22 protein-coding genes and 4 tRNA genes are annotated in these 22,852 nt (G+C 57.4%); 20 read left to right on the top strand and 6 right to left on the bottom strand.

The features are described 5' to 3' along the window. Window positions 1-16: 16 nt before the first annotated feature. The 4 genes from ALTER154_RS19055 to hemJ all read right to left on the bottom strand — a co-directional run bounded on the left by ALTER154_RS19055 (window position 17) and on the right by hemJ (window position 3,752). Window positions 17-973 (bottom strand): DUF805 domain-containing protein, encoded by a 957-nt coding sequence (locus tag ALTER154_RS19055; protein WP_160089388.1) that lies wholly within the window; start codon window positions 971-973, stop codon window positions 17-19. 107 nt (window positions 974-1,080) lie between these two features. Then, window positions 1,081-2,343, bottom strand: coding sequence for an alanine racemase (locus ALTER154_RS19050; protein ID WP_160089386.1), 1,263 nt, complete (start codon window positions 2,341-2,343; stop codon window positions 1,081-1,083). Beyond that, window positions 2,340-3,302: a nitronate monooxygenase family protein gene (locus ALTER154_RS19045; protein ID WP_160089384.1), complete on the bottom strand. Its 963-nt coding sequence runs from the start codon at window positions 3,300-3,302 to the stop codon at window positions 2,340-2,342. The genes ALTER154_RS19050 and ALTER154_RS19045 overlap by 4 nt, the downstream gene beginning before the upstream one ends. Before the next feature lie 21 nt (window positions 3,303-3,323). Then, complete coding sequence (hemJ, locus tag ALTER154_RS19040; protein ID WP_160089382.1) at window positions 3,324-3,752, bottom strand: protoporphyrinogen oxidase HemJ; 429 nt, start codon at window positions 3,750-3,752, stop codon at window positions 3,324-3,326. Window positions 3,753-3,898: 146 nt separating this feature from the next. On the opposite strand from hemJ, the gene argC reads away from it, so the two are divergent. The 4 genes from argC (at window position 3,899) to erpA (ending at window position 6,511) form a co-directional block, all read left to right on the top strand. Continuing rightward, entirely contained in the window at window positions 3,899-4,933 is a 1,035-nt protein-coding gene (argC, locus tag ALTER154_RS19035; RefSeq protein WP_090256104.1) for an N-acetyl-gamma-glutamyl-phosphate reductase, read from the top strand. Beyond that, a complete protein-coding gene (locus ALTER154_RS19030) occupies window positions 4,933-5,664 on the top strand; it encodes a DUF6776 family protein (RefSeq protein ID WP_256665662.1) in 732 nt (243 codons plus the stop codon). Before argC ends, ALTER154_RS19030 begins: the two co-directional genes overlap by 1 nt. 9 nt (window positions 5,665-5,673) lie before the next feature. Then, on the top strand, window positions 5,674-6,084 hold the full coding sequence (locus ALTER154_RS19025) for a polymer-forming cytoskeletal protein (RefSeq protein WP_160089380.1): 411 nt from the start codon (window positions 5,674-5,676) through the stop codon (window positions 6,082-6,084). A gap of 76 nt (window positions 6,085-6,160) precedes the next feature. Beyond that, window positions 6,161-6,511, top strand: a complete 351-nt coding sequence (erpA, locus tag ALTER154_RS19020; RefSeq protein WP_090256106.1) for an iron-sulfur cluster insertion protein ErpA — start codon at window positions 6,161-6,163, stop codon at window positions 6,509-6,511. A gap of 78 nt (window positions 6,512-6,589) precedes the next feature. Here erpA and ALTER154_RS19015 read toward each other — a convergent pair whose 3' ends face one another. Continuing rightward, on the bottom strand, window positions 6,590-7,681 hold the full coding sequence (locus tag ALTER154_RS19015; RefSeq protein ID WP_160089378.1) for an anhydro-N-acetylmuramic acid kinase: 1,092 nt from the start codon (window positions 7,679-7,681) through the stop codon (window positions 6,590-6,592). A 3-nt stretch (window positions 7,682-7,684) separates the two neighbouring features. After that, entirely contained in the window at window positions 7,685-9,085 is a 1,401-nt protein-coding gene (locus ALTER154_RS19010) for a peptidoglycan DD-metalloendopeptidase family protein (RefSeq protein ID WP_160089376.1), read from the bottom strand. A 213-nt stretch (window positions 9,086-9,298) separates the two neighbouring features. On the opposite strand from ALTER154_RS19010, the gene tyrS reads away from it, so the two are divergent. The 16 genes from tyrS to rpoB all read left to right on the top strand — a co-directional run bounded on the left by tyrS (window position 9,299) and on the right by rpoB (window position 22,823). After that, on the top strand, window positions 9,299-10,498 hold the full coding sequence (gene tyrS, locus ALTER154_RS19005) for a tyrosine--tRNA ligase (protein ID WP_160089374.1): 1,200 nt from the start codon (window positions 9,299-9,301) through the stop codon (window positions 10,496-10,498). Between the two features lie 474 nt (window positions 10,499-10,972). Next, the gene (gene birA / locus ALTER154_RS19000; RefSeq protein WP_160089372.1) at window positions 10,973-11,938 is read left to right on the top strand and encodes a bifunctional biotin--[acetyl-CoA-carboxylase] ligase/biotin operon repressor BirA; all 966 of its coding nucleotides are present in this window, start codon (window positions 10,973-10,975) and stop codon (window positions 11,936-11,938) included. Next, a complete protein-coding gene (locus ALTER154_RS18995; RefSeq protein ID WP_160090223.1) occupies window positions 11,928-12,674 on the top strand; it encodes a pantothenate kinase in 747 nt (248 codons plus the stop codon). The genes birA and ALTER154_RS18995 overlap by 11 nt, the downstream gene beginning before the upstream one ends. Before the next feature lie 8 nt (window positions 12,675-12,682). Next, the gene (locus tag ALTER154_RS18990; protein ID WP_160089370.1) at window positions 12,683-13,354 is read left to right on the top strand and encodes an SPOR domain-containing protein; all 672 of its coding nucleotides are present in this window, start codon (window positions 12,683-12,685) and stop codon (window positions 13,352-13,354) included. Between the two features lie 141 nt (window positions 13,355-13,495). After that, window positions 13,496-13,580, top strand: a tRNA-Tyr gene (locus ALTER154_RS18985). Window positions 13,581-13,604: 24 nt separating this feature from the next. Further along, a tRNA-Gly gene (locus ALTER154_RS18980) sits at window positions 13,605-13,678 on the top strand. A 26-nt stretch (window positions 13,679-13,704) separates the two neighbouring features. Continuing rightward, a tRNA-Thr gene (locus ALTER154_RS18975) sits at window positions 13,705-13,780 on the top strand. An 83-nt stretch (window positions 13,781-13,863) separates the two neighbouring features. After that, window positions 13,864-15,057 carry an elongation factor Tu gene (gene tuf, locus ALTER154_RS18970; protein WP_160089368.1) on the top strand — a complete coding sequence of 398 codons (1,194 nt, stop codon included), beginning with the start codon at window positions 13,864-13,866 and terminating at the stop codon, window positions 15,055-15,057. Between the two features lie 54 nt (window positions 15,058-15,111). Next, window positions 15,112-15,187 (top strand) — tRNA-Trp (locus ALTER154_RS18965). Window positions 15,188-15,230: 43 nt separating this feature from the next. Beyond that, complete coding sequence (gene secE, locus ALTER154_RS18960) at window positions 15,231-15,599, top strand: preprotein translocase subunit SecE (protein WP_090256277.1); 369 nt, start codon at window positions 15,231-15,233, stop codon at window positions 15,597-15,599. Window positions 15,600-15,608: 9 nt separating this feature from the next. Then, on the top strand, window positions 15,609-16,142 hold the full coding sequence (gene nusG, locus ALTER154_RS18955) for a transcription termination/antitermination protein NusG (protein ID WP_090256278.1): 534 nt from the start codon (window positions 15,609-15,611) through the stop codon (window positions 16,140-16,142). Window positions 16,143-16,258: 116 nt separating this feature from the next. Beyond that, a complete protein-coding gene (rplK, locus tag ALTER154_RS18950) occupies window positions 16,259-16,690 on the top strand; it encodes a 50S ribosomal protein L11 (protein ID WP_069522401.1) in 432 nt (143 codons plus the stop codon). Beyond that, a complete protein-coding gene (rplA, locus tag ALTER154_RS18945) occupies window positions 16,690-17,385 on the top strand; it encodes a 50S ribosomal protein L1 (RefSeq protein WP_090256279.1) in 696 nt (231 codons plus the stop codon). The genes rplK and rplA overlap by 1 nt, the downstream gene beginning before the upstream one ends. A 200-nt stretch (window positions 17,386-17,585) precedes the next feature. Next, a complete protein-coding gene (gene rplJ, locus ALTER154_RS18940; protein WP_069522397.1) occupies window positions 17,586-18,086 on the top strand; it encodes a 50S ribosomal protein L10 in 501 nt (166 codons plus the stop codon). Between the two features lie 78 nt (window positions 18,087-18,164). Next, a complete protein-coding gene (gene rplL, locus ALTER154_RS18935; RefSeq protein ID WP_090256280.1) occupies window positions 18,165-18,530 on the top strand; it encodes a 50S ribosomal protein L7/L12 in 366 nt (121 codons plus the stop codon). Window positions 18,531-18,749: 219 nt separating this feature from the next. After that, a complete protein-coding gene (gene rpoB, locus ALTER154_RS18930) occupies window positions 18,750-22,823 on the top strand; it encodes a DNA-directed RNA polymerase subunit beta (protein WP_160089366.1) in 4,074 nt (1,357 codons plus the stop codon). The last annotated feature ends 29 nt before the right edge of the window (window positions 22,824-22,852 follow it).

Below are 22,852 nucleotides of genomic sequence, written 5' to 3'. Positions count from 1 at the left end.
CAAGGTTGCGAGTGGGTTACAGGCCAGCGTCGGCGTAGCCCATATAAGCAGGCAGGGCGATGGCCGCAACAATACCGATGACGATGATGGCCACCCAGAGCAGGGCGAGGATTTTCACCGCGCGGCTATTCGGTGGTGGTGGCGGACCAAAGCGGTTAGCGGCGGTGCTGCCGGGGATGATAAACATCAGCAGGGAGAATACCCCGCCGACAATCGGCACCAGGGTGACCAGCAGCAGCCAGCCCGACCAGCCGATGTCATGCAGCCGTTGCACACCGATCATGATGCCGACTACCGCCACGGCGATACCCACGACCACCATCAGCAGACCTCCGAGAATCTCCGATGCGACGAAGAACCCAGCGGCGATGCCGAACAACGGCAAGCAGGCCAGCATCAGCACCATCGACCAGGCCAGGTAGCGCAAACGACCGATGCGCCCGTCGGTGGTAAAAGCTTTCAGCTCGCCGAACTCCGGCAGGGCTTCTGCTACTGCTGCTTTCGGTGTGGCGTAGGGGGTGGCTGCCGCACTGACCACTTCAGGCGAGTTTTCTGCGAGCATGGCCTGGCGGGCGATAAATTTCTCGATAACGATGCCGCAGGCTGAACACTCGATGGCTTTGGCTTGCTGGTGGCCGCACTTGGGGCAGATCATTTCGCTGGTGCTAGCGGCACTTGGCGCTGAATTCTGAGTCTGCGGAGCGTGATCGTCGGTTTCCACCAGGCTCAGGCTGGCGGCCAGGTCCTGTTCCTTGCGCACTTTGGCCCCGGCGCTCTGCAGTGCCTTGAGGTACTGGTCGGCCTCGTTTTCGCTGAGGTCGCGCTTGATATCGACATTGCCGCCGCTAAACAGCGAGTTGATCCGGGTCAGGTCGCTCTTGAACAGGCGCGCGAGGTTTTCTTTGGCTGTTTCCAGGCTGACGTCAGGCATCAACTCGCCGTTAAACACAATCTTGAAGCGGGCTTGGGTCATGTCGGCGTCCTTGTCGGTGCCAGGGTAGAGTTGCGCTACAGACTAGCCGGCCTGCAGGCCAGTAAACAAGCCGCCTGCGCGCAAATCTGCAGGGTTCTTGAGGTGCTTCACGCGCTGTTGGCGGACCAGCTACCGACCAGGCGGCCGTTGCGTAATAAGTAGAGCTGGTTGAACAGTTCGAACAGACCTTCCGAACGTTGCGGGCGGAGAAACACCCAGTCGTCGACCTGTAAACCTGTGCCGGTTGAGCCGATCAGGCGTTCCTGGTTGGCGCTGCGTCCATACAGTGAGTCATAACTGAGCCCCGCCGGGGATGCCGGAGTTGCTGGCCATTGCCCGCCATACAGGTAGTAAGCCTGCTGGCGATTGGGATTCCAGCGCTGCAGCAGTTGCTGTGAGCCGTCGAGAAACGGTAGCTGCCCGGGTAACGCTTTGAGCACCGGGCTAGCAATCCACAGGGCAGCTTGTTGGGCGGCTAGCAGGTCGCTGTCGAAATCACTGGGTTTGAGCAGTGCGGAGCCGACCGCGACTTCATTCAGCAGCGTATCGAGCTGGGTGTGCAGGGCATAGGTCAGGCTGCCAGCGCCATTGAGCAGCGGTTGTTGCGGCCACAGTTCGCTGAATGCGGCGACGCTGGTGATAAATGCGCGGTAGCGTGCGGCGCTCTGGGTAAAGGCGCTGGTTGGGTCTGTCCAGAACGGCGTATGGGCGAGGTGGGCGTCATAACCCATCAGGCCGCGTACGCGTAGCCGGTTGGGCGTATTACGCAGCCAGGTGAGGGCGGCGCCGAGCTCTGCTGGAGTGGCAAAGCCGCCGCGGGCCAGGCCGATATCGATTTCAAAGGCAATCTGCAGCGGCTGGTTGAGAGCATTGGCCAGGGCGGCGTATTCCTGCAGGCGGGTTTGGCTATCGATCAGCCAGGTCAGCTGCTCGGCGGGGACAAAGCCGCTGCCTTGTGGCAGTTGCTGGTAGAAACTCAGGGCCGCAGCACTGGGCAAGGGTTTGCCGAGCAACAGGTCGGACTGGGGGAAGTTGACTGCCAGCTGATTGATCTGTGGCTGGTGAAACACCATAAAACGCTGCGTACCGAGTTTCTTCGCCAGGTAGTCGAGCAAGCCGGTGGAGGCCAGCGATTTGGTCACCAAGCGCAGCGGGAGTTGTTTACCGAGCTGGCTAGCCAGCAGCTCGGCGTTCTGATCAAGGCGTTCCAGGTCAACGACCAGCAAAGGCAGCCCGGCCCCTGCACGTCGCAGCAGTTGGTTGAGTGCCGCAAAGTAAGGTGTGTGTGGCTGACCGAGGTCATCCGGGCGCAGTGCCCAGCCGGCCAGCAGCCCGAACGCCCCAATGCCGATCAGGCTGCGTCGCTTCATCGCGCCCAGCGTTGTTGCAACTGCAGGCTTTGCTTGAGGGCGGCCCGGTATTCGCTGTCGAGGCGGGCGATCAGCTGCTCGACGCTGGGCAGGTCGTTGATATTGCCAACACCCTGGCCGGCCGACCACACGGTTTTCCAGGCCTTGGCCTCTTCGTCCATTGGCTTGAGCTTCTCGCCGTAGTTGACCTCGCCTTTGTTCTGCAGCTGCTTGAGGTCGTAGCCGGCCAGTTCCAGGCTCTGGCGCATAAAGCTTGCGGGCACCCCGGAGACCGCCGGGGTGTGGATGATGTCGGCGGCTTTGGCGTCGAGGATCATCTGCTTGTAAGCAGCGGAAGCGGCGTTTTCCTGGGTGGCAATCAGGCGGGTGCCAAGGTAAGCGAGGTCGGCGCCGAGCAGCTGGGCGGCCAGCACTTCATGGCCCTGATTGAGGCAACCAGCCAGCAGCAGGGTCTTGTCGAAGAACTGGCGGATCTCGGCGATCAGCGCAAACGGGCTCCAGGTGCCAGCATGTCCGCCTGCGCCAGCGGCTACCGCGATCAGGCCGTCGACGCCGGCTTCGGCGGCTTTCTCAGCATGCCGTCGGGTGGTTACGTCGTGAAACACCAGACCGCCATAGCTGTGCACCGCATCGACCACGTCCTTCACCGCGCCGAGGCTGGTAATCACGATGGGCACGCACTGTTCAACGCAGATGGCGAGGTCCGCCTGCAGGCGCGGGTTGCTGCCGTGCACGATCAGGTTAACCGCATAGGGTGCAGCGGCGCTGTCCAGGCCTGCTTCGATCTCCTGCAGCCAGTCCTTGAAGCCGCTGCTGTCACGCTGGTTGAGCGCCGGAAAGCTGCCGACTATGCCGCTGTTGCAGCAGGCCAGAACCAGTTGTGGGTTGGACACCAGAAACATCGGCGCCGCGACGACGGGCAGGCGCAGGCGTTGTTCGAGCAGGGCCGGAAGCGACATGCGGTAATCCTCTTGGAGTATTTAGAAAGGGCGAACCACGACCAGAATGACAATGCCGAGCAAGGCCAGCACGGGCGCTTCATTGAACCAGCGGTAGAACACATGGCCGCGTTGGTTCTCGCCACGGGCAAAGGCCTTGAGCTGGGCGCCGCACATGAACTGGTAGACCACCAGCAGCGCCACCAGGCTCAGCTTGGCGTGCATCCAGCCTTGGCTGAAGTAGTAGCTCGGGTTAAGGCTGAGCAGCCACAGACCTAGGCCGACGGTAAAAATCAGTGATGGCCACATGATCCCGCGGTAGAGCTTGCGCTCCATGATGCAGAAGCGTTCGCGGCTGACTTCGTCGGTGCTCATGGCGTGGTAGACGAACAGGCGCGGCAGGTAAAACAGGCCGGCGAACCAGCAGACCATGGCGATGATGTGAAAAGCCTTGAGCCATAGATAGAGCATCGTGCGCACTCGTTACAGGAAAGTGCCCAGATAGTAGTGGGCATGACCGCCTCCGTCATCACATGCGGCGCTCAAGTGTTGGCCCCTGGCCGAAGCGGCCGTATCATCGGCAGCTTTCCACTGCTGGTATTGCAAAGGGGCAAGTGATGATCAAGGTCGGAATCGTCGGCGGCACGGGGTATACCGGTGTCGAGCTGTTGCGTTTGTTGGCGCAACACCCGCAAGCGCAGGTCGAGGTGATTACCTCGCGCTCCGAGGCCGGCATGCGTGTCGATGAGATGTACCCGAACCTGCGCGGTCATTACGACAACCTGGCGTTCAGCGTGCCGGACGTCGCTACCCTGGGCGCCTGCGATGTGGTGTTCTTCGCCACCCCGCATGGTGTTGCGCATGCCCTGGCCGGTGAGCTGCTGGCCGCTGGAACCAAGGTGATCGACCTGTCCGCCGACTTCCGCCTGCAGGACGCCGATGAATGGGCCAAGTGGTACGGTCAGCCGCACGGCGCGCCGGACCTGCTTCCGGAAGCGGTGTATGGCTTGCCGGAAGTTAACCGTGACGCGATCAAGCAGGCGCGTCTAATCGCCGTGCCGGGCTGCTACCCCACTGCCGCGCAGCTGGCGCTGATTCCGCTGCTTGAGGCCGGTCTGGCTGATACCACGCAGGTGATTGCTGACTGCAAATCCGGGGTTAGCGGTGCCGGGCGCGGTGCCAGCGTGGGTTCGCTGTTCAGCGAGGCCGGTGAGAGCATGAAGGCTTATGGGGTGAAAGGTCATCGGCATCTGCCGGAAATCCGCCAGGGCCTGCGCCGGGCTGCGGGTAAGGATGTCGGCCTGACCTTTGTGCCGCACCTGACGCCGATGATCCGCGGTATTCACGCCACGCTTTACGCCACCGTTGTCGACCGCTCGGTGGATCTGCAGGCGTTGTTCGAGCAGCGTTATGCCAACGAGCCTTTCGTTGATGTTATGCCCGCTGGTAGCCACCCGGAAACGCGCAGTGTGCGCGGTGCCAACGTCTGTCGGATCGCCGTGCACCGTCCACAGGATGGCGACCTGGTGGTGGTGCTCTCGGTGATCGACAACTTGGTCAAAGGTGCGTCGGGCCAGGCAGTGCAGAACATGAACATCCTCTTCGGCCTCGATGAGCGCCTGGGCTTATCTCACGCGGCCATGTTGCCCTGATGGCGGGCTGGGAGGTCCGCCTCAGCGACCCCGGGCGCGCCAGGCGCCGGCGAGTATTCGGCCTACTGCTGGTGCTGTGTATTCCGCTGGCGTTTTATGCGGGCATCTGGTGGCAGCATTACACGCAACCTGCCGTGACAGTGGGGCCGCCAGTCGAATCAGCGCGCGATGAGCAACTGCTGCGTGATCTCGAAGAGCTCCGGCAGCGTGTGGCGGTATTGAGCAGTGCAGAAAAACTCAGCCAGCAGGCCAACGAGCAGAGCCGGCTGAGTATCAAGCTGCTGGAAGAGCAGATCTATAAACAGCAGCAGGATCTGGCCTTCTACAAAGGTGTATTGGCCCCTGCTAGTCGTCGTGAAGGTTTGCGCATCCGGGCCTTTGAGCTGCAGGCCACGGACAGCCCCGAGCTTTTCCGCTACAAGATACTCCTCAGTCGCGTGGGCAAAGGTGAGGCGCCGCTGGAAGGGCAGTTGCATGTGTCGATCGTCGGCAAGCAAGGCGAGCAGGACGTTACGCTCGAACTGGCTGCGCTGTCTGCGGACCTGCCCGATGCGTTGCCTGAGCAGCCGATTACCTTCGTGTTCAAGCACTTTCAGGCTATTCCTGAAGCTGGGCGGTTTGCCGAGCTAAAGTTGCCAGAAGGGTTTGTCCCGCGCGAGATCAAGGTGCGTGCCGAGGTGCAGGGCGAGAAGCCTTTGCTGCGCACGTTCAAGTGGAACAAAGAGGAGTAACTGTTCCTTATGTGGAATAAAGACAAGGCACGTACCGACGTGCAGCGTTTCGCGGGCAAGACCAGCCTGATTGCGGTAGGTGCCGAGCTGCATGGCGATTTGCGCTTTCAAGGCGCGGTGCAGGTCGATGGCAAAGTCATCGGTAACCTGGTGGCCAGCGAAGGCATGGTGCGCGTCAGTGTGCAGGGACGGGTTGAAGGTGAGCTTCGCGCCCCCCATATCGTGATTGACGGTGAGGTGATTGGCGATGTGCACGCCAGTGGTCACCTTGAGTTGGGCGCGCGAGCGCGAGTGCGCGGCAATCTGTATTACGCGTTGATGGAAATGGCCATGGGTGCGCAGATCGAAGGCCGCCTCTGCCGCTTGCAGGACGAACCGCGGCCGTTGGAATTACCAGAAACGCTGGATGCTGCACAATAGTTGACCGCTTTTCTCGGGTAAGCGGATAATGCCGATCAGAATGCAGTATGGCGCGTAGCGCCGGGAGTTAATCAGCATGAGCGTCGAAACCTTCACCCCCAGCGCTATGCAATTTACGCAGGGCGCAGCGAACAAGGTGAAGAGCCTGGTCGATGAGGAAGGCAACCCGCGTCTGAAATTGCGCGTGTTTGTAACGGGAGGCGGTTGTTCCGGCTTCCAGTACGGCTTCACCTTCGATGAAGAAGTGGCCGAGGATGACACCATCATCGAGCGCGAAGGCGTGAGTCTGGTGGTCGATCCGATGAGCTTTCAGTACCTGGCAGGTGCCGAGGTGGATTATCAGGAAGGTCTGGAAGGTTCGCGATTTGTCATCAACAACCCGAACGCCACCACTACCTGCGGTTGCGGCTCTTCGTTCTCGATCTGAGTAGCAGGCTGTTCAAGCTAACGCCGTGCCTTATGCACGGCGTTGTCGTTTCTGCGCGCAGCAGATTGGAAAAAGTGATTAGGCGGGGTAGATCGCGCCAAGCACCCGCAGGCCGCGAGCGCCGGTGACGCTAGGCCGGTTGGCGGGAATGCCTTCCAGGCAGCAGTGCGCCAGCCAGGCAAAGGCCATGGCTTCGACCCAGTCTGCGGGCACGCCATATGCGTCGGTACTGCCCACCTGGCTATTAGGCAGCAGCTGCGCCAGGCGGCGCATCAGTGTGTGGTTATGCGCACCACCACCACACACCAGCAGCATCTCGGTGTGCTGCTGAGCAGCCTTGAGCGCCTCGGTAATGCTGATAGCGGTCAGTTCCAGAAGGGTTGCCTGCACGTCAGCCTTAGCAAACGTCGGCAGGTTCTGCAGGTGCTGATCCAGCCAGGCCAGGTTGAACAGCTCGCGCCCCGTGCTTTTAGGGCCTTGAGTCTGGAAGTAGGGATCCCTGAGTAGGGCGTGCAGAAGTGCCATCTGCACCTGACCGTTGGCCGCCCACTGACCGTCTTGGTCGTACGTCAGGCCCTGGTGACGTTGAATCCAGGCGTCCAGCAGTACATTGCCCGGGCCACAATCGAAACCATGCACCGGACGTTCGGGTTCAAGCAGGCTGAGGTTGCTGAAACCGCCAATGTTCAGGATGGCGCGAGTGCTGTTCTCGCTGGCGAACAATGCCTGGTGAAACGCCGGAACCAGCGGCGCCCCCTGGCCTCCCGCAGCGACATCGCGGCGGCGAAAGTCGCTGACCACGCTGATGCCAGTTAGCTCCGCGAGTAAGGCAGGGTTGCCGATCTGTACTGTGAAGCCGCGGGCAGGTTCATGGCGCACGGTCTGGCCGTGGCTACCGATGGCGCGAACGCTGTGTGTGGGCGTGTCGTGCTGTGCAAGTAAGTCATTGATGCCCTGTGCGGCTAGAGTGGCCCAGTGCTGTTCGGCAATCGCGGCGCGGGCTAACTCATCTGGTCCGGGCGCACACAAGTTAAGTAAGCTGCTGCGCAGCTCTTCAGGCATCGGCAGGTAGCGGGTGCCGAGTAAGCGAGTGCTATGTGTCTGTTCAATCAGTGCAATGTCCAAGCCGTCCAGGCTGGTACCGGACATCACTCCGAGATAGAGGGGCATGATTTAGCGCTGATTGTTGAGGGCAAGCATCGTGGACTTCTCTTTGTCCATTTGCGCCATCAACGGTTTGCTCAGCTGCATGAAGCGGGCTTTCTCACTGCTGGCAATCGGGTCGGCCATTGGCAGCTTCTGGCTCAATGGGTCAACGTGAACGCCATTGACCTGGAACTCATAGTGCAGATGCGGTCCGGTCGATAGGCCGGTGGTACCGATATAGCCGATGATCTGGCCTTGCTTGACGTTGGTACCGCTGCGGATGCCTTTGGCAAAGCCGTTCATGTGCGCATACAAGGTACGGTAGCGTTGACCGTGCTGGATAATGACCGCATTACCGTAGCCACCATGACGGCCTGCCAGGGTGATGCGACCATCGCCGGCAGCTTTGATAGGGGTTCCGCGAGGGGCTGCGTAATCCACACCCTTGTGCGCGCGAATCTTGTTCAGCACTGGGTGGCGACGACCTGTGGAAAAGCGTGAGCTAATACGGGCGAAATCCACCGGGGTGCGGATAAAGGCTTTGCGCATGCTCTCGCCATTGGCGTTGTAATAGCTGCTATTGCCCTGTTTGTTGGTGTAACGCACGGCTGTGTAGGTCTTGCCGCGGTTGGTGAAGCGTGCGGAGAGGATGTTGCCAGTCCCAACCTGCTTGCCGTTGACTACTTTCTTCTCGTAGATCAGCTCGAACTCGTCACCTTCGCGAATATCCATGGCGAAGTCGATGTCGTAGCCAAATACATTGGCCAGATCCATGGTCAGGCTGTGCGACAGACCGGCCCGCTTGGCTGAGAGAAACAGCGAGCTGTTGATCACGCCGTGGCTGTAGGTAGTCTGGACTTCGGGTTTGACCAGCTCACGCTTGAAGCTGAAGCCGTTGTCATTTTTGGCCAGGGCGATACTTTCGAGGTCGCTGAGTTTGCTGTGCAGGCTTTCGAGTTGGCCGTCCTCACTCAGTTTGAACTCAAGTGCCTGACCTACTTTGAGGCGTGTCAGCTGCTTGGCTTCTTTACTGCTGTTGAGCACGGCGTGCAGCGTGGTCGCACTCAGGCCTACTTTGGCGAACACGGTAGACAGCGTGTCACCGTTCTCCACGCGAACAATATGGTGTAGCGGGTCAGTTTGTTCGGGTTCTGCAGCCTGTGCGGATGGCTGTTCGTCCGGTGTCTCGGTGGCTGCTGTATTGGCGAATGGTGACTGACGGGCCTGGGTGTTGGCGGATTCTGCATCTTCTTGCAGCTCCGCATATTCAGCGCCGCTGTCCAGCTCAAGATTCAGGTAGGTTTTCTTTGCTTCAACTTCGCGAGAGGGGAATACCAGTAGGGCTAGGCTCAGTAGGGCGGCGACGCCACTGGCCGCCAAGATATGGCTTTTCGGGTACAGGGGCGGCGCTTTAGTTGGAGAGGTCATAGGCGGCTTTTTGACTTTAAAAATGAAAAGAAATAGATAAACGAAATGATGAATATGCAGTAATTGTATAAAATATAACCAAATCGCTAGCTAGGCAACCCCGGTTGTCGCTAGGCGGTCTTAGCGTAGGTGGGGTGGCCGGCAGAACTTGTGATTTGTCTGCGATCTTGTATGGTTGGTTCCCTTTTGTTTTGAGTGGTCGTGAGTCCTGTCATGAAGTCGGTTGAAGAGCAGTTGGCGCTGATCAAGCGTGGCGCGGAAGAGGTTCTGGTTGAAGCTGAGCTGATTGAAAAGCTCAAGCGTGGTCAGCCGCTGCGTATTAAGGCCGGTTTTGATCCGACGGCGCCTGATTTGCACCTCGGGCACACCGTGCTTATTAATAAGCTCCGTCAGTTCCAGGAACTGGGGCATCAGGTGATTTTCCTGATTGGCGATTTCACAGGAATGATTGGTGACCCCAGTGGTAAGAGCGCCACACGCCCACCGCTGACCCGCGAGCAGGTGCTGGAGAACGCGGAGACCTATAAAACCCAGGTGTTCAAGATTCTCGATCCGGCGAAAACCGAGGTCGCCTTCAACTCCACCTGGATGGACAAGATGGGGCCCGCTGATTTCATTCGGCTGACCTCGCAGTACACCGTGGCGCGGATGTTGGAGCGCGATGACTTCAGTAAGCGGTATTCGACCAATCAGCCTATCGCCATTCACGAGTTTCTCTACCCTCTGGTTCAGGGTTATGACTCGGTAGCGTTGCAGGCGGATGTCGAGCTTGGCGGCACTGATCAGAAGTTCAACCTGCTGATGGGGCGCGAGTTGCAGCGCTCCTATGGCCAGTCGTCACAGTGCATCGTCACCATGCCGTTGCTTGAAGGCCTGGATGGCGTGAAGAAGATGTCTAAGTCACTGGGCAACTACATTGGTATCCAGGAGGCGCCGGGTGTCATGTACAACAAGTTGGTATCCATGCCGGATGCGCTGATGTGGCGCTACTTCGAGCTGCTCAGCTTCCGTTCGATGGATGAGATCGAGCAGTTCAAGCGTGATGTTGAGCAGGGCGCTAACCCGCGTGACATCAAGATCAAGCTGGCCGAAGAGATTGTTGCCCGCTTCCATGGCGAAGAGGCGGCGCTCAATGCCCATCGCTCGGCGGGCAATCGTATGAAGGAAGGCGAGCTGCCTGAAGATCTGCCAGAGATCGAGGTTCTGTCGGCTGAGGATATGCCGATTGCCGCGCTGCTTAATAAAGCAGGCTTAGTGAAGAACGCCGCGATGGCGCGTGATCTGTTGGGCTCCGGCAGTGTGCGCGTTGATGGTGAGGTGGTGGATCGCGCCTTCATATATAAGGTGGGTGCTGTGCACGTCTGCCAGGCCGGCAAGAAAGCGTTCGCGCGTATTACGCTTAAGACTGGATAACTGGTTGCACGCTTGCGTGATGGTTACGACAAAGCCGTTGAAGCGTAAGCTTCAGCGGCTTTGTCGTTTCTGCAGGCGGCGCGCAGTTGGTTTGCGTGGCTGCAGCCTTTGATTTCATGGGTATAGAAACAAAAGCGCAATAATCATTGACCTTCGTTTGCCAGTCCCTATAATGCGCACCTCTTCAGGCGTAAGTAGCTCCTTAAACTTCTTATAAAACAAGAAGTTAGATTTAAAAAGGGCTTGCAAAGCTCCCGAACTCAGTAGTGAAACGATGCATCGCCGATGGTAGTGTGGGGTTTCCCCATGTGAGAGTAGGTCATCGTCAAGCACCTATACCAAAACCCCCGATCGTGAAAACGGTCGGGGGTTTTACTTTGTGGCGCGAAAACAAACCATGCCCAGCACAGCCTTTGATAGGCAACTAAACAGGGCATCGTTATTATGCGTGCCTTATTGCTTGGCGGGACTCACATGCTTGCATTGTTAAGGCTTCTTCAAGACGGGCGCTTCCACTCTGGTGAGGCGCTTGGCGCAGCTTTGGGCGTAAGTCGCTCTGCTGTATGGAAGCAGCTGCAGGCTTTGCAGGCTGAGTTGTCGTTACCCTTGCACAAGGTGCGCGGGCGCGGCTATCAGCTCGCGACGCCGCTGCAGTTGTTGGATGCGGATTTGCTAAATGCTCAAGTGGGTGCGCCGCAGTGGCATGCGTGCGTTATGCCAAGCGTGGATTCGACCAATGCGGAGGCATTGCGGCTGTTGCCTGCGGCGCAGACTCTGCCGTTCTATGTGATCGCTGAGCGTCAAACCAGTGGGCGAGGGCGGCGGGGGCGTAGTTGGGTAAGTCCCTTCGGCGAGAATCTGTATTACAGCTTGGTTGTTCGTGTTGAAGGTGGCATGCGCCAGCTTGAAGGCATGAGCCTCGCAGTTGGCTTGGCGCTCCTGCAGGTTATTCGCGGATTTGGCGTGGCAGAGGCCGGGTTGAAGTGGCCCAATGATGTGTTGGTGGGTGAGCGCAAGCTGGCTGGCATCTTATTAGAGCTGTCTGGCGATCCGGCGGATGTGTGTCATGTGGTCATCGGGATTGGCTTGAATGTGAATATGCTTGCCGCCGATCAGGGGGCTATTGGTCAGCCCTGGACTTCGATGCGTGCTGAGTTGGGGCGTCTGTTAAATCGCAATGAACTAGTTAGTGAGTTGAATCGACAGCTATCGCGGTATCTGGATATTCAGTTGCGTGGTGGTTTCGCAGCTTTGCAGGATGAGTGGCAGGCTTGTCACCTTTGGCAGGGGCGGCCGGTTGCGTTAACGGCTGGCGGTGAGCCTATAGAAGGTGAGGTTTTAGGGGTGGATCGTTCTGGGGCCATTCGTCTTCGTGTTGATGGGGCTGAGCGAAGCTTTAGCGGCGGTGAGCTTAGCCTGAGGTTGCGTGATGATTCTTGAGCTCGACTGCGGTAATACCTTTATTAAGTGGCGCTTGCTGGGTGGTGGCAAGCCTACGGCAGACGTAGGCGGTGTCGTTGACTCGGATCAGGCACTTATAGAGGTTGTCCGCGAGCAAGCTGTGCAGCTGCGCGCCTGTCGTCTGGTGAGTGTGCGCAGCGACGAAGAGACTGTGCAGTTGATCTCGCTGCTTGAGCAGGCTTTTACTGTCGAGTGTCGTGCGGCTCGCTCTGCTGTTTCCTTGTCGGGTGTGCGCAATGGCTATGAGCAGTACGAGCGCCTTGGGCTTGATCGCTGGCTTGCGGTGGTAGGGGCTTATCAGTTATCGGGCAAGGCTGCGCTGGTTATTGACCTGGGCACTGCGGTTACTTCGGATTTTGTGGGTGCAGATGGTGGGCACCAGGGCGGCTTTATTTGCCCGGGTATGCCGCTGATGCGCACGCAGTTGCGAACCCATACCCGCAGAACGCGCTATGACGGCGATGAGGCGGCCAAGGCGCTTGACGATTTGGCCCCGGGTCGGGCGACTGCTGAAGCTGTTGAACGTGGATGCTTGTTGATGCTGCGCGGTTTTGTCAGTGGTCAGGTAGCGATGGCGGCAGAGCTTCTGGGCAGTGATTTTGATGTTTTCCTCACCGGTGGGGATGCCCCGCTGGTGATGGATGTTATTCCGGGTGCGAGGGTTGTGCCGGATCTGGTGTTTATCGGCTTGGCGATCGCTTGCCCCATAGATTGAGGTCATGCATGCGCTGGATGTTCTTGTGGTTGGTTGTACTGAATCTGTTCTATTACGTGTGGCATCAGCAGCAGGCCCCTTTGCGGGTTACTGAGATTGCACCGCTGAATATGGCGCAAGACAGTAAGCGCGATATTCGCCTGCTCAGTGAGTCGAGTGCGCCGCCGCGGCGAGAGGTTGCTGTGGCGCAACCTGCTGAGGCGGTTTGTTTGTTTCTCGGTAGTTTTGAGGAGATGGTGGATGCTTCTGCCGTCGAGCAGCGTTTGCTGAGCCTGGATATTCAGTCGCGCGTGCAAAGCATGGATGCAGCGGCTGGCGTCGATTACTGGGTGTATCTACCACCGTTGGCTTCGCGGCAGGCTTCATTGCGCCAATTGCGTGAGCTGCAGGCACGCAAGATCGATAGCTACATCATTACTCAGGGCGACTTGGCCAACGGTATCTCCCTGGGCATCTTTCCGCGTAGCGATTCGGCGCAGAGTGTCATGCAGCGGTTGCGTGATGCCGGGTACGAGCCGTCCCTGCGTGAGCTGACGCGTGCGCATCGTAGTTTCTGGGTGCGTATCTCTCCACAAAGTAGGCGTCTGGCGGATGATTCTTTGCTGCAGCGTTTGGCTTTTGACTTCAAAGGCTTAGAGCAGCAATTAATGCCTTGCGAAGGGGTTGCAAGCCCTCAATAGAATGCATAGAATGGCGCCCGCTTCGCAGGGTGGCGCTAACAAGTGTTCTGCGAAGTTGCTGTCAATGTAGCTAACCTCAGGTTTTTTAATGAGAAATTGCTTGACAGTAGGTCGGCATCGAATGAGAATGCCGCCCCGTTTGGAGGGATTCCCGAGTGGCCAAAGGGATCAGACTGTAAATCTGACGTCATCGACTTCGAAGGTTCGAATCCTTCTCCCTCCACCAGATTTAGCGAGAGCTGCAGGCTCCGCGGGTATAGTTCAGTGGTAGAACCTCAGCCTTCCAAGCTGATGATGCGGGTTCGATTCCCGCTACCCGCTCCAGCATTGTTGTTTTCGCAATGTGTTTTGCTCATGTAGCTCAGTTGGTAGAGCACACCCTTGGTAAGGGTGAGGTCAGCGGTTCGAGTCCGCTCATGAGCTCCATCTAATAAAGGCAGATATGCAAGTATCTGCCTTTGTTTTATGGCGGTGATGCTGAGTCAATTCTTCTCTGGGAGGCAGTCAAAATGGCTAAAGAAAAGTTTGAGCGTAACAAGCCGCACGTCAACGTTGGCACTATCGGTCACGTTGACCACGGTAAAACCACTCTGACCGCTGCTCTGACCCGCGTCTGCTCCGAAGTATTCGGTTCGGCCAAGGTTGACTTCGACAAGATCGACAGCGCCCCAGAAGAAAAAGCTCGCGGTATCACCATCAACACCGCTCACGTTGAATACGATTCGTCCGTGCGTCACTACGCACACGTTGACTGCCCAGGTCACGCCGACTACGTAAAAAACATGATCACCGGTGCTGCGCAGATGGACGGCGCTATCCTGGTTTGCTCGGCCGCTGATGGTCCGATGCCGCAAACTCGTGAGCACATCCTGCTGTCCCGTCAGGTAGGCGTTCCGTACATCGTTGTCTTCCTGAACAAGGCTGACATGGTTGACGACGCTGAGCTGCTGGAGCTGGTTGAAATGGAAGTGCGTGACCTGCTCAGCACTTACGATTTCCCGGGCGACGACACCCCGATCATCATCGGTTCCGCTCTGATGGCTCTGAACGGTCAAGACGACAACGAGATGGGCACCACTGCCGTCAAGAAGTTGGTTGAGACTCTGGATAGCTACATCCCAGAGCCAGTTCGTGCTATCGACAAGCCGTTCCTGATGCCAATCGAAGACGTGTTCTCGATCTCCGGTCGTGGCACCGTGGTAACTGGCCGTATTGAGCGCGGTATCGTCAAGATTCAGGAAGAAATCGAGATCGTTGGTCTGCGTGATACCACCAAGACCACCTGTACCGGTGTTGAGATGTTCCGCAAGCTGCTCGACGAAGGTCGTGCTGGTGAGAACTGCGGCGTTCTGCTACGTGGCACCAAGCGTGACGACGTAGAGCGTGGCCAGGTTCTGGTCAAGCCAGGTTCGGTTAAGCCGCACACCACCTTCACTGCAGAAGTGTATGTGTTGAGCAAAGAAGAAGGCGGTCGTCACACTCCGTTCTTCAAAGGCTACCGTCCTCAGTTCTACTTCCGTACTACTGACGTAACTGGTAACTGCGAACTGCCGGAAGGCGTTGAGATGGTAATGCCAGGTGACAACATCCAGATGACTGTCACTCTGATCAAGACCATCGCAATGGAAGAAGGTCTGCGTTTCGCTATTCGTGAAGGCGGTCGTACCGTCGGCGCTGGCGTCGTAGCCAAGATCATCGCGTAATCGATTGATCTGTTTTGATCGGGCCGGCATAATGGCCGGCCTGATTCAGTTTTTAGGTCAGTAGCTCAATTGGCAGAGCGACGGTCTCCAAAACCGTAGGTTGGGGGTTCGATTCCCTCCTGACCTGCCATTTTCCCTAGAATTTGGCGCGTCTTTTTACAGGATATTAGTAGATGAATGTTAAGGCTGAAGCCAAAGACTCTCGCTTCGATCTGCTTAAGTGGCTCGTAGTTGCTGCTCTGGTAATCGCAGGCGTGGTCGGTAATCAGTATTTCTCTGCTGAGCCTATTCTGTATCGCGTTCTGGCCTTGCTGGTCGTTGCTGCATTGGCTGGTGTGATTGCCCTGCAAACATCAAAAGGTCAGGCCTTTTGGGTGTTGGCAAAAGAAGCTCGCGTTGAAATTCGCAAGGTCGTTTGGCCAACTCGCCAGGAAACCACGCAGACAACTTTGATCGTTGTGGCTGTTGTTTTGGTTATGGCGCTGTTGTTGTGGGGTTTAGATTCCCTGCTTGGTTGGCTTGTTTCGTTGATTGTCGGCTAAGGGTGTCCCGTGGCTAAGCGTTGGTACGTTGTGCATGCTTACTCGGGTTACGAGAAGCATGTTATGCGCTCGTTAGTCGAGCGTGTGAAGCTCGCTGGTATGGAAGACGTTTTTGGCGAGATTCTGGTCCCCACTGAAGAAGTAGTGGAGATGCGGAACGGTCAGAAGCGCAAGAGTGAGCGTAAGTTCTTCCCAGGTTATGTCCTGGTGCAGATGGAGATGAGCGAGGCTACTTGGCATTTGATCAAGAACACCCCGCGCGTCATGGGCTTCATCGGTGGTACTGCAGATAAGCCTGCGCCGATCACAGAAAAAGAAGCTGATGCCATTCTGCGTCGTGTAGCCGACAGTGGCGACAAGCCGAAGCCGAAAACATTGTTCGAGCCGGGTGAAATGGTGCGCGTGACCGATGGTCCGTTTGCCGATTTCAGCGGTGTTGTTGAAGAAGTTAATTACGAGAAGAGCCGCATCCAGGTGGCAGTGACTATTTTTGGTCGCTCAACACCGGTCGAGCTGGAGTTCAGTCAGGTCGAAAAGGCATAACTGACATAAGCATCCCTTACCCCGCAGCCATAGGCTGCGGGGTTTTGTCGTCACTGGGATAAATAGGCAATAACTGGGGAGCCGAAAGGCGCTAGAACCCAAAACTGGAGTAGCTCATGGCTAAGAAAATTACGGCTTATATCAAGCTGCAAGTAAAGGCTGCACAAGCCAACCCGTCGCCACCTGTCGGCCCAGCTCTGGGTCAGCACGGCGTGAACATCATGGAATTCTGCAAGGCGTTCAACGCCCGTACCCAGGGCATGGAACCTGGTCTGCCGACTCCAGTGATCATCACTGTTTATAGCGACCGTAGCTTCACCTTTGAAACCAAAAGCACCCCTGCTTCGGTTCTGCTGAAGAAGGCTGCTGGCCTGACCAGCGGTTCGGCTCGTCCGAACACCGTTAAGGTTGGCACCGTTACTCGTGCTCAGCTGGAAGAGATCGCCAAAACCAAACAGGCCGATCTGACTGCCGCTGATATGGATGCAGCTGTGCGTACTATCGCCGGCTCCGCTCGTAGCATGGGCCTCAACGTGGAGGGTGTGTAATGGCTAAGTTGACCAAGCGTCAAAAGGCAATCGCTGAGAAAGTTGAAGCTGGTAAGGCTTACAACTTTGTTGAAGCCGCCGCTCTGCTGGCTGAGCTGTCTGCAGTTAAGTTCTCTGAGTCGGTAGATATCGCCGTCAATCTCGGTGTTGATCCGCGTAAATCCGACCAGGTTGTACGTGGCGCCACCGTTCTGCCGAACGGCTCGGGCAAAAGCGTTCGCGTTGCTGTGTTCACCCAGGGTCCAGCTGCTGAAGCTGCTCTGGCTGCCGGCGCTGATCGCGTAGGTATGGACGATCTGGCTGCTGAAATGAAAGGCGGCGACCTGAACTATGACGTAGTAATTGCTTCCCCGGATGCAATGCGCGTTGTGGGTCAGCTGGGCCAAGTGCTCGGCCCACGTGGTCTGATGCCTAACCCGAAAGTCGGCACCGTTACCCCTGACGTGGCTACCGCTGTGAAGAATGCCAAAGCTGGTCAAGTGCGTTTCCGTACTGACAAGAACGGCATCATCCACGGTTCCGTCGGCAAGGTTGGTTTTGACGCCGAGAAGCTGAAGCAGAACGTTGAAGCGCTGATTTCCGACCTCAAGCGTCTGAAGCCATCGACTTCGAAAGGTGTTTACGTCAAGCGCGTAACCCTGAGCACTACCATGGGTCCTGGTTTGGTCATCGACCAAGGCTCGCTCGACGCGTAATACATAGAGGCAGTGCGAGTAATTGCGCTGTCTCGAATCTTTGGGGTCCCTGCTTTGCGGGGGCTATCCAAGACCGTAGGTGGCGTAAGCCTTAAATTAACAGCCTACGCAGATGGTGCTCCCGGTTCTTTACCGAATCAGACACCAAAACGACATCCGGCTTCGGCCAGATGAAACGGTAACAAGCAGGAGTTTTACCCGTGGCAATTAAACTCGAAGACAAGAAGGCCATCGTCGCTGAAGTCAACGAGGCTGCCAAAGTAGCCCTGTCCGCTGTCGTGGCTGATGCCCGTGGTGTGACTGTAGGCGCTATGACCGGACTCCGTAAAGAGGCCCGCGAAGCTGGCGTATACGTACGTGTTGTACGTAATACCCTGCTCAAGCGCGCTGTTGAAGGCACCGAGTATTCGGTCCTCAACGACGTGTTCAAAGGCCCGACCCTGATTGCATTCTCCAAGGAACATCCGGGCGCTGCCGCTCGTATTTTCAAAGAGTTCGCCAAGGGTCAGGATAAGTTCGAGATCAAGGCAGCTGCGTTCGAGGGCAAGTTCCTCGCAGCAAACGAGATCGACGTGTTGGCTTCGCTGCCAACTCGCGACGAAGCTATTGCGAAGCTGATGAGCGTGATCCAAGGCGCTACCAGCAAGCTGGCTCGTACTCTGGCGGCCATTCGCGACCAGAAAGAAGCCACCGCTGCCTAAGGCATCGCAAGCTCTTTCAAAATCATATGTTTAATTTGATGGCTGCGTAGGCTGTCACCCCAATACAGGATTTAAGTCATGTCTCTGACTAACGAACAAATCATCGAAGCAATTGGCCAGAAAACTGTTCTGGAAGTTGTTGAACTGATCAAAGCAATGGAAGAAACCTTCGGCGTTACCGCTGCTGTTGCTGCTGCTGGTCCAGCTGCTGCTGCCGCTGTTGTTGAAGAGCAAACCGAATTCAACGTGATGTTGGTTGAAGCCGGCGAGAAGAAAGTAAACGTGATCAAGGCAGTTCGTGAACTGACCGGTCTGGGCCTGAAAGAAGCCAAGGCTGTAGTTGACGGCGCTCCTGCCATGGTTCTGGAAGCTGTTGCGAAAGACGCAGCCGACAAAGCCAAAGCTGCTTTGGAAGAAGCTGGCGCCAAAGTCGAGCTCAAGTAAGCGACGACCTTGCGTCTACAGCCCAAGCGTTAAGCGAAAGGCTGATGGCTGGTGGCTTTTGCCACCGGCCTTTTTCCGTTCTAGGTCGGCGAATCGTTCGCTGCTCTAGAGCGTGAAATACCCACCCGATGAGGTGGCGCAAACCTCGGGTTTGCAAGAGTTTCTGGCAACTCCCGTCGGAGGGGCCAAATAAGCAGGTGACCAAGCTGGGGAACGCTGATGGCTTACTCATATACTGAGAAAAAACGTATCCGCAAGGACTTTAGCAAGTTGCCGGATGTCATGGATGTGCCTTATCTCCTGGCCATCCAGCTGGATTCGTATCGCGAATTCCTGCAGGCAGGGGCGACCAAGGACCAGTTCCGCGACATTGGCCTGCATGCGGCCTTCAAGTCTGTTTTCCCGATTATCAGCTACTCCGGCAATGCTGCTCTGGAGTACGTCGGTTATCGCTTGGGCGAGCCGGCTTTTGATGTCAAGGAATGTACGCTGCGTGGCGTAACCTATGCCGTACCGCTGCGGGTAAAAGTCCGTCTGATCATTTTCGACAAAGAATCGTCGAACAAAGCGATCAAGGACATCAAAGAGCAAGAAGTGTACATGGGCGAAATTCCGCTCATGACCGAGAACGGTACCTTCGTTATCAATGGTACCGAGCGTGTTATCGTTTCCCAGCTGCACCGCTCCCCAGGCGTGTTCTTTGACCACGACCGTGGCAAGACGCACAGCTCGGGCAAGCTGCTGTACTCGGCGCGCATCATTCCTTACCGCGGCTCCTGGCTGGACTTCGAGTTCGATCCGAAGGACGCCGTGTTCGTGCGTATCGACCGTCGTCGCAAGTTGCCGGCTTCCGTGCTCCTGCGCGCGCTGGGCTATAGCACTGAAGAAGTGCTGGACGCTTTCTATGCGACCAACGTTTTCCACGTTAAGGGCGAATCCCTCAACCTGGAGCTGGTACCGCAGCGTCTGCGTGGTGAAATTGCCGTCCTCGATATCCTCGATGACAAGGGCAAGGTCATCGTTGAGCAAGGCCGTCGGATTACCGCGCGCCATATCAACCAGCTGGACAAAGCCGGTATCAAAGAGCTTGAAGTGCCGATCGACTACCTGATCGGTCGCACCTCGGCCAAGGCCATCGTGCACCCGGCTACCGGCGAAATCATCGCTGAGTGCAACACCGAACTGAACGTTGAGATCCTGGCCAAAGTGGTCAAGGCTCAGGTCGTACGCATCGAAACGCTGTACACCAACGACATCGATTGCGGTCCGTTCATCTCCGATACCCTGAAGATCGACAGCACCACCAATCAGTTGGAAGCGCTGGTCGAGATCTACCGCATGATGCGTCCTGGCGAGCCGCCAACCAAGGATGCTGCCGAGACCCTGTTCAACAACCTTTTCTTCAGCGCCGAGCGTTACGACCTGTCGGCCGTGGGCCGGATGAAGTTCAACCGTCGTATCGGTCGCACCGAAATCGAAGGTTCGGGCGTGCTGAGCAAGGAAGATATCGTTGCGGTCCTCAAGACCCTGGTCGATATCCGTAACGGCAAAGGCATCGTCGACGACATCGACCACCTGGGTAACCGTCGTGTTCGCTGCGTAGGCGAAATGGCCGAGAACCAGTTCCGCGTTGGCCTGGTACGTGTTGAGCGTGCGGTCAAAGAGCGTCTGTCGATGGCCGAAAGCGAAGGCCTGATGCCGCAAGACCTGATTAACGCCAAGCCGGTTGCGGCAGCGGTGAAAGAGTTCTTCGGTTCCAGCCAGCTCTCGCAGTTTATGGACCAGAACAACCCGCTCTCCGAGATCACCCACAAGCGCCGTGTTTCGGCTCTTGGCCCTGGCGGTCTGACCCGTGAGCGTGCTGGCTTCGAAGTCCGTGACGTACACCCGACCCACTACGGCCGTGTGTGCCCGATCGAGACCCCTGAAGGTCCGAACATTGGTCTGATCAACTCCCTGGCAGCCTATGCGCGCACCAACCAGTACGGTTTCCTCGAGAGTCCGTACCGTGTGGTGAAAGACACCCTGGTTACCGACGAAATCGTGTTCCTGTCCGCCATCGAAGAGGCCGATCACGTGATCGCCCAGGCTTCGGCGACCATGAACAACAAAGGTCAGCTGGTTGACGAGTTGGTGGCTGTACGTCACCTCAACGAATTCACCGTTAAAGCGCCTGAAGACGTCACATTGATGGACGTATCCCCTAAGCAGGTAGTTTCGGTTGCCGCTTCGCTGATCCCGTTCCTCGAGCACGACGACGCCAACCGTGCGTTGATGGGTTCGAACATGCAGCGTCAGGCTGTACCAACCCTGCGCGCTGACAAGCCGCTGGTAGGTACTGGCATGGAGCGCAACGTAGCGCGCGACTCCGGCGTTTGCGTCGTGGCTCGCCGTGGCGGTGTGATCGACTCCGTCGATGCCAGCCGTGTTGTAGTTCGCGTCAATGACGACGAAGTTGAAACTGGCGAAGCCGGTGTCGACATCTACAACCTGACCAAATACACCCGATCCAACCAGAACACCTGCATCAACCAGCGTCCGCTGGTGAGCAAAGGTGACAAGGTTGAGCGCAGCGACATCCTGGCCGACGGTCCGTCCACCGATATGGGTGAGCTGGCTCTGGGTCAGAACATGCGCGTCGCGTTCATGCCGTGGAATGGTTACAACTTCGAAGACTCCATCTGCCTCTCCGAGCGCGTGGTGCAAGAAGATCGTTTCACCACCATCCACATTCAGGAACTGACCTGTGTGGCGCGTGACACCAAGCTCGGCTCGGAAGAAATCACTTCCGACATCCCGAACGTCGGTGAATCGGCGCTGAACAAGCTGGACGAAGCAGGCATCGTGTATGTCGGCGCTGAAGTGGGTCCAGGTGACATTCTGGTCGGCAAGGTCACGCCAAAAGGCGAAACCCAACTGACTCCGGAAGAGAAACTGCTGCGTGCGATCTTCGGTGAGAAGGCGTCTGACGTTAAAGACACCTCCCTGCGTGTGCCAACTGGCACCAAAGGTACCGTTATCGACGTGCAGGTCTTCACACGCGACGGCGTTGAGCGTGATGCTCGTGCTCTGTCGATCGAGAAGAGCCAGCTCGACGAGATCCGTAAGGATCTGAACGAAGAGTTCCGCATCGTTGAAGGTGCAACCTTCGAGCGTCTGCGTTCCGCTCTGGTTGGCAAGAAAGTTGAAGGCGGCGCTGGCCTGAAGAAAGGCGCAGAGGTCACCGACGAGTTCCTCGACGGCCTCGAGCGCGGCCAGTGGTTCAAGCTGCGCATGGCTGACGATGCCCTGAACGAGCAGTTGGAAAAGGCTCAGGCCTACATCTCCGATCGCCGTCAGCTGCTCGACGACAAGTTCGAAGACAAGAAGCGCAAGCTGCAGCAAGGTGATGACCTGGCTCCAGGCGTGCTGAAGATCGTCAAGGTCTACCTGGCAATCCGTCGCCGCATCCAGCCGGGCGACAAGATGGCCGGTCGTCACGGTAACAAGGGTGTGGTCTCTGTGATCATGCCGGTTGAAGACATGCCGCACGACATCCACGGTACGCCGGTGGACATCGTACTGAACCCGCTGGGCGTACCGTCGCGTATGAACGTCGGTCAGATCCTTGAAACCCACCTGGGCCTCGCGGCCAAAGGTCTGGGCGAGAAGATCAACCGCATGCTCGAAGAGCAGCGCAAGGTCGCTGAACTGCGTAAGTTCATGCAGCAGATCTACAACGAGATCGGCGGTCGTCAGGAAAGCCTGGATGAGTTGAGCGATCAGGAAATCCTTCGTTTGGCGCACAACCTCAAAGGCGGTGTGCCAATGGCCACCCCGGTGTTCGACGGTGCCAAGGAAAGCGAAATCAAGGCCATGCTGAAACTGGCTGATCTGCCAGAAAGCGGCCAGATGCGCCTGATCGACGGTCGTACGGGTAACCAGTTCGAGCGTCCGACCACCGTTGGCTACATGTACATGCTGAAACTGAACCACCTGGTGGACGACAAGATGCACGCGCGTTCCACGGGTTCCTACAGCCTGGTTACTCAGCAGCCGCTGGGTGGTAAGGCGCAGTTCGGTGGTCAGCGCTTCGGTGAGATGGAGGTCTGGGCACTGGAAGCCTACGGCGCCGCCTACACCCTGCAGGAAATGCTGACCGTGAAGTCGGACGACGTGAACGGCCGTACCAAGATGTACAAAAACATCGTGGACGGTGATCACCGTATGGAGCCGGGCATGCCCGAGTCCTTCAACGTACTGATCAAAGAGATCCGTTCGCTGGGTATCGACATCGATCTGGAAACCGAATAACACGTGACGCGAATCGAGAGCGGGGCACC

Origin of the sequence: Pseudomonas sp. 9AZ (assembly GCF_902506525.1) — a bacterium.
In the GTDB taxonomy this organism is placed as follows: Bacteria; Pseudomonadota; Gammaproteobacteria; order Pseudomonadales; family Pseudomonadaceae; genus Aquipseudomonas; species Aquipseudomonas peli.
Note: the sequence above shows the minus strand (reverse complement) of the source record. Positions and strands in the feature narration are given on the sequence as shown.

What these genes read in the sequence shown, in the direction of transcription:
- ALTER154_RS19055 (WP_160089388.1), bottom strand. Translation starts at nt 973, where the DNA reads ATGACCCAAGCCCGCTTCAAGATTGTGTTTAACGGCGAGTTGATGCCT.
- ALTER154_RS19050 (WP_160089386.1), bottom strand. Translation starts at nt 2,343, where the DNA reads ATGAAGCGACGCAGCCTGATCGGCATTGGGGCGTTCGGGCTGCTGGCC.
- ALTER154_RS19045 (WP_160089384.1), bottom strand. Translation starts at nt 3,302, where the DNA reads ATGTCGCTTCCGGCCCTGCTCGAACAACGCCTGCGCCTGCCCGTCGTC.
- hemJ (WP_160089382.1), bottom strand. Translation starts at nt 3,752, where the DNA reads ATGCTCTATCTATGGCTCAAGGCTTTTCACATCATCGCCATGGTCTGC.
- argC (WP_090256104.1), top strand. Translation starts at nt 3,899, where the DNA reads ATGATCAAGGTCGGAATCGTCGGCGGCACGGGGTATACCGGTGTCGAG.
- ALTER154_RS19030 (WP_256665662.1), top strand. Translation starts at nt 4,933, where the DNA reads ATGGCGGGCTGGGAGGTCCGCCTCAGCGACCCCGGGCGCGCCAGGCGC.
- ALTER154_RS19025 (WP_160089380.1), top strand. Translation starts at nt 5,674, where the DNA reads ATGTGGAATAAAGACAAGGCACGTACCGACGTGCAGCGTTTCGCGGGC.
- erpA (WP_090256106.1), top strand. Translation starts at nt 6,161, where the DNA reads ATGAGCGTCGAAACCTTCACCCCCAGCGCTATGCAATTTACGCAGGGC.
- ALTER154_RS19015 (WP_160089378.1), bottom strand. Translation starts at nt 7,681, where the DNA reads ATGCCCCTCTATCTCGGAGTGATGTCCGGTACCAGCCTGGACGGCTTG.
- ALTER154_RS19010 (WP_160089376.1), bottom strand. Translation starts at nt 9,085, where the DNA reads ATGACCTCTCCAACTAAAGCGCCGCCCCTGTACCCGAAAAGCCATATC.
- tyrS (WP_160089374.1), top strand. Translation starts at nt 9,299, where the DNA reads ATGAAGTCGGTTGAAGAGCAGTTGGCGCTGATCAAGCGTGGCGCGGAA.
- birA (WP_160089372.1), top strand. Translation starts at nt 10,973, where the DNA reads ATGCTTGCATTGTTAAGGCTTCTTCAAGACGGGCGCTTCCACTCTGGT.
- ALTER154_RS18995 (WP_160090223.1), top strand. Translation starts at nt 11,928, where the DNA reads ATGATTCTTGAGCTCGACTGCGGTAATACCTTTATTAAGTGGCGCTTG.
- ALTER154_RS18990 (WP_160089370.1), top strand. Translation starts at nt 12,683, where the DNA reads ATGCGCTGGATGTTCTTGTGGTTGGTTGTACTGAATCTGTTCTATTAC.
- tuf (WP_160089368.1), top strand. Translation starts at nt 13,864, where the DNA reads ATGGCTAAAGAAAAGTTTGAGCGTAACAAGCCGCACGTCAACGTTGGC.
- secE (WP_090256277.1), top strand. Translation starts at nt 15,231, where the DNA reads ATGAATGTTAAGGCTGAAGCCAAAGACTCTCGCTTCGATCTGCTTAAG.
- rplK (WP_069522401.1), top strand. Translation starts at nt 16,259, where the DNA reads ATGGCTAAGAAAATTACGGCTTATATCAAGCTGCAAGTAAAGGCTGCA.
- rplA (WP_090256279.1), top strand. Translation starts at nt 16,690, where the DNA reads ATGGCTAAGTTGACCAAGCGTCAAAAGGCAATCGCTGAGAAAGTTGAA.
- rplL (WP_090256280.1), top strand. Translation starts at nt 18,165, where the DNA reads ATGTCTCTGACTAACGAACAAATCATCGAAGCAATTGGCCAGAAAACT.
- rpoB (WP_160089366.1), top strand. Translation starts at nt 18,750, where the DNA reads ATGGCTTACTCATATACTGAGAAAAAACGTATCCGCAAGGACTTTAGC.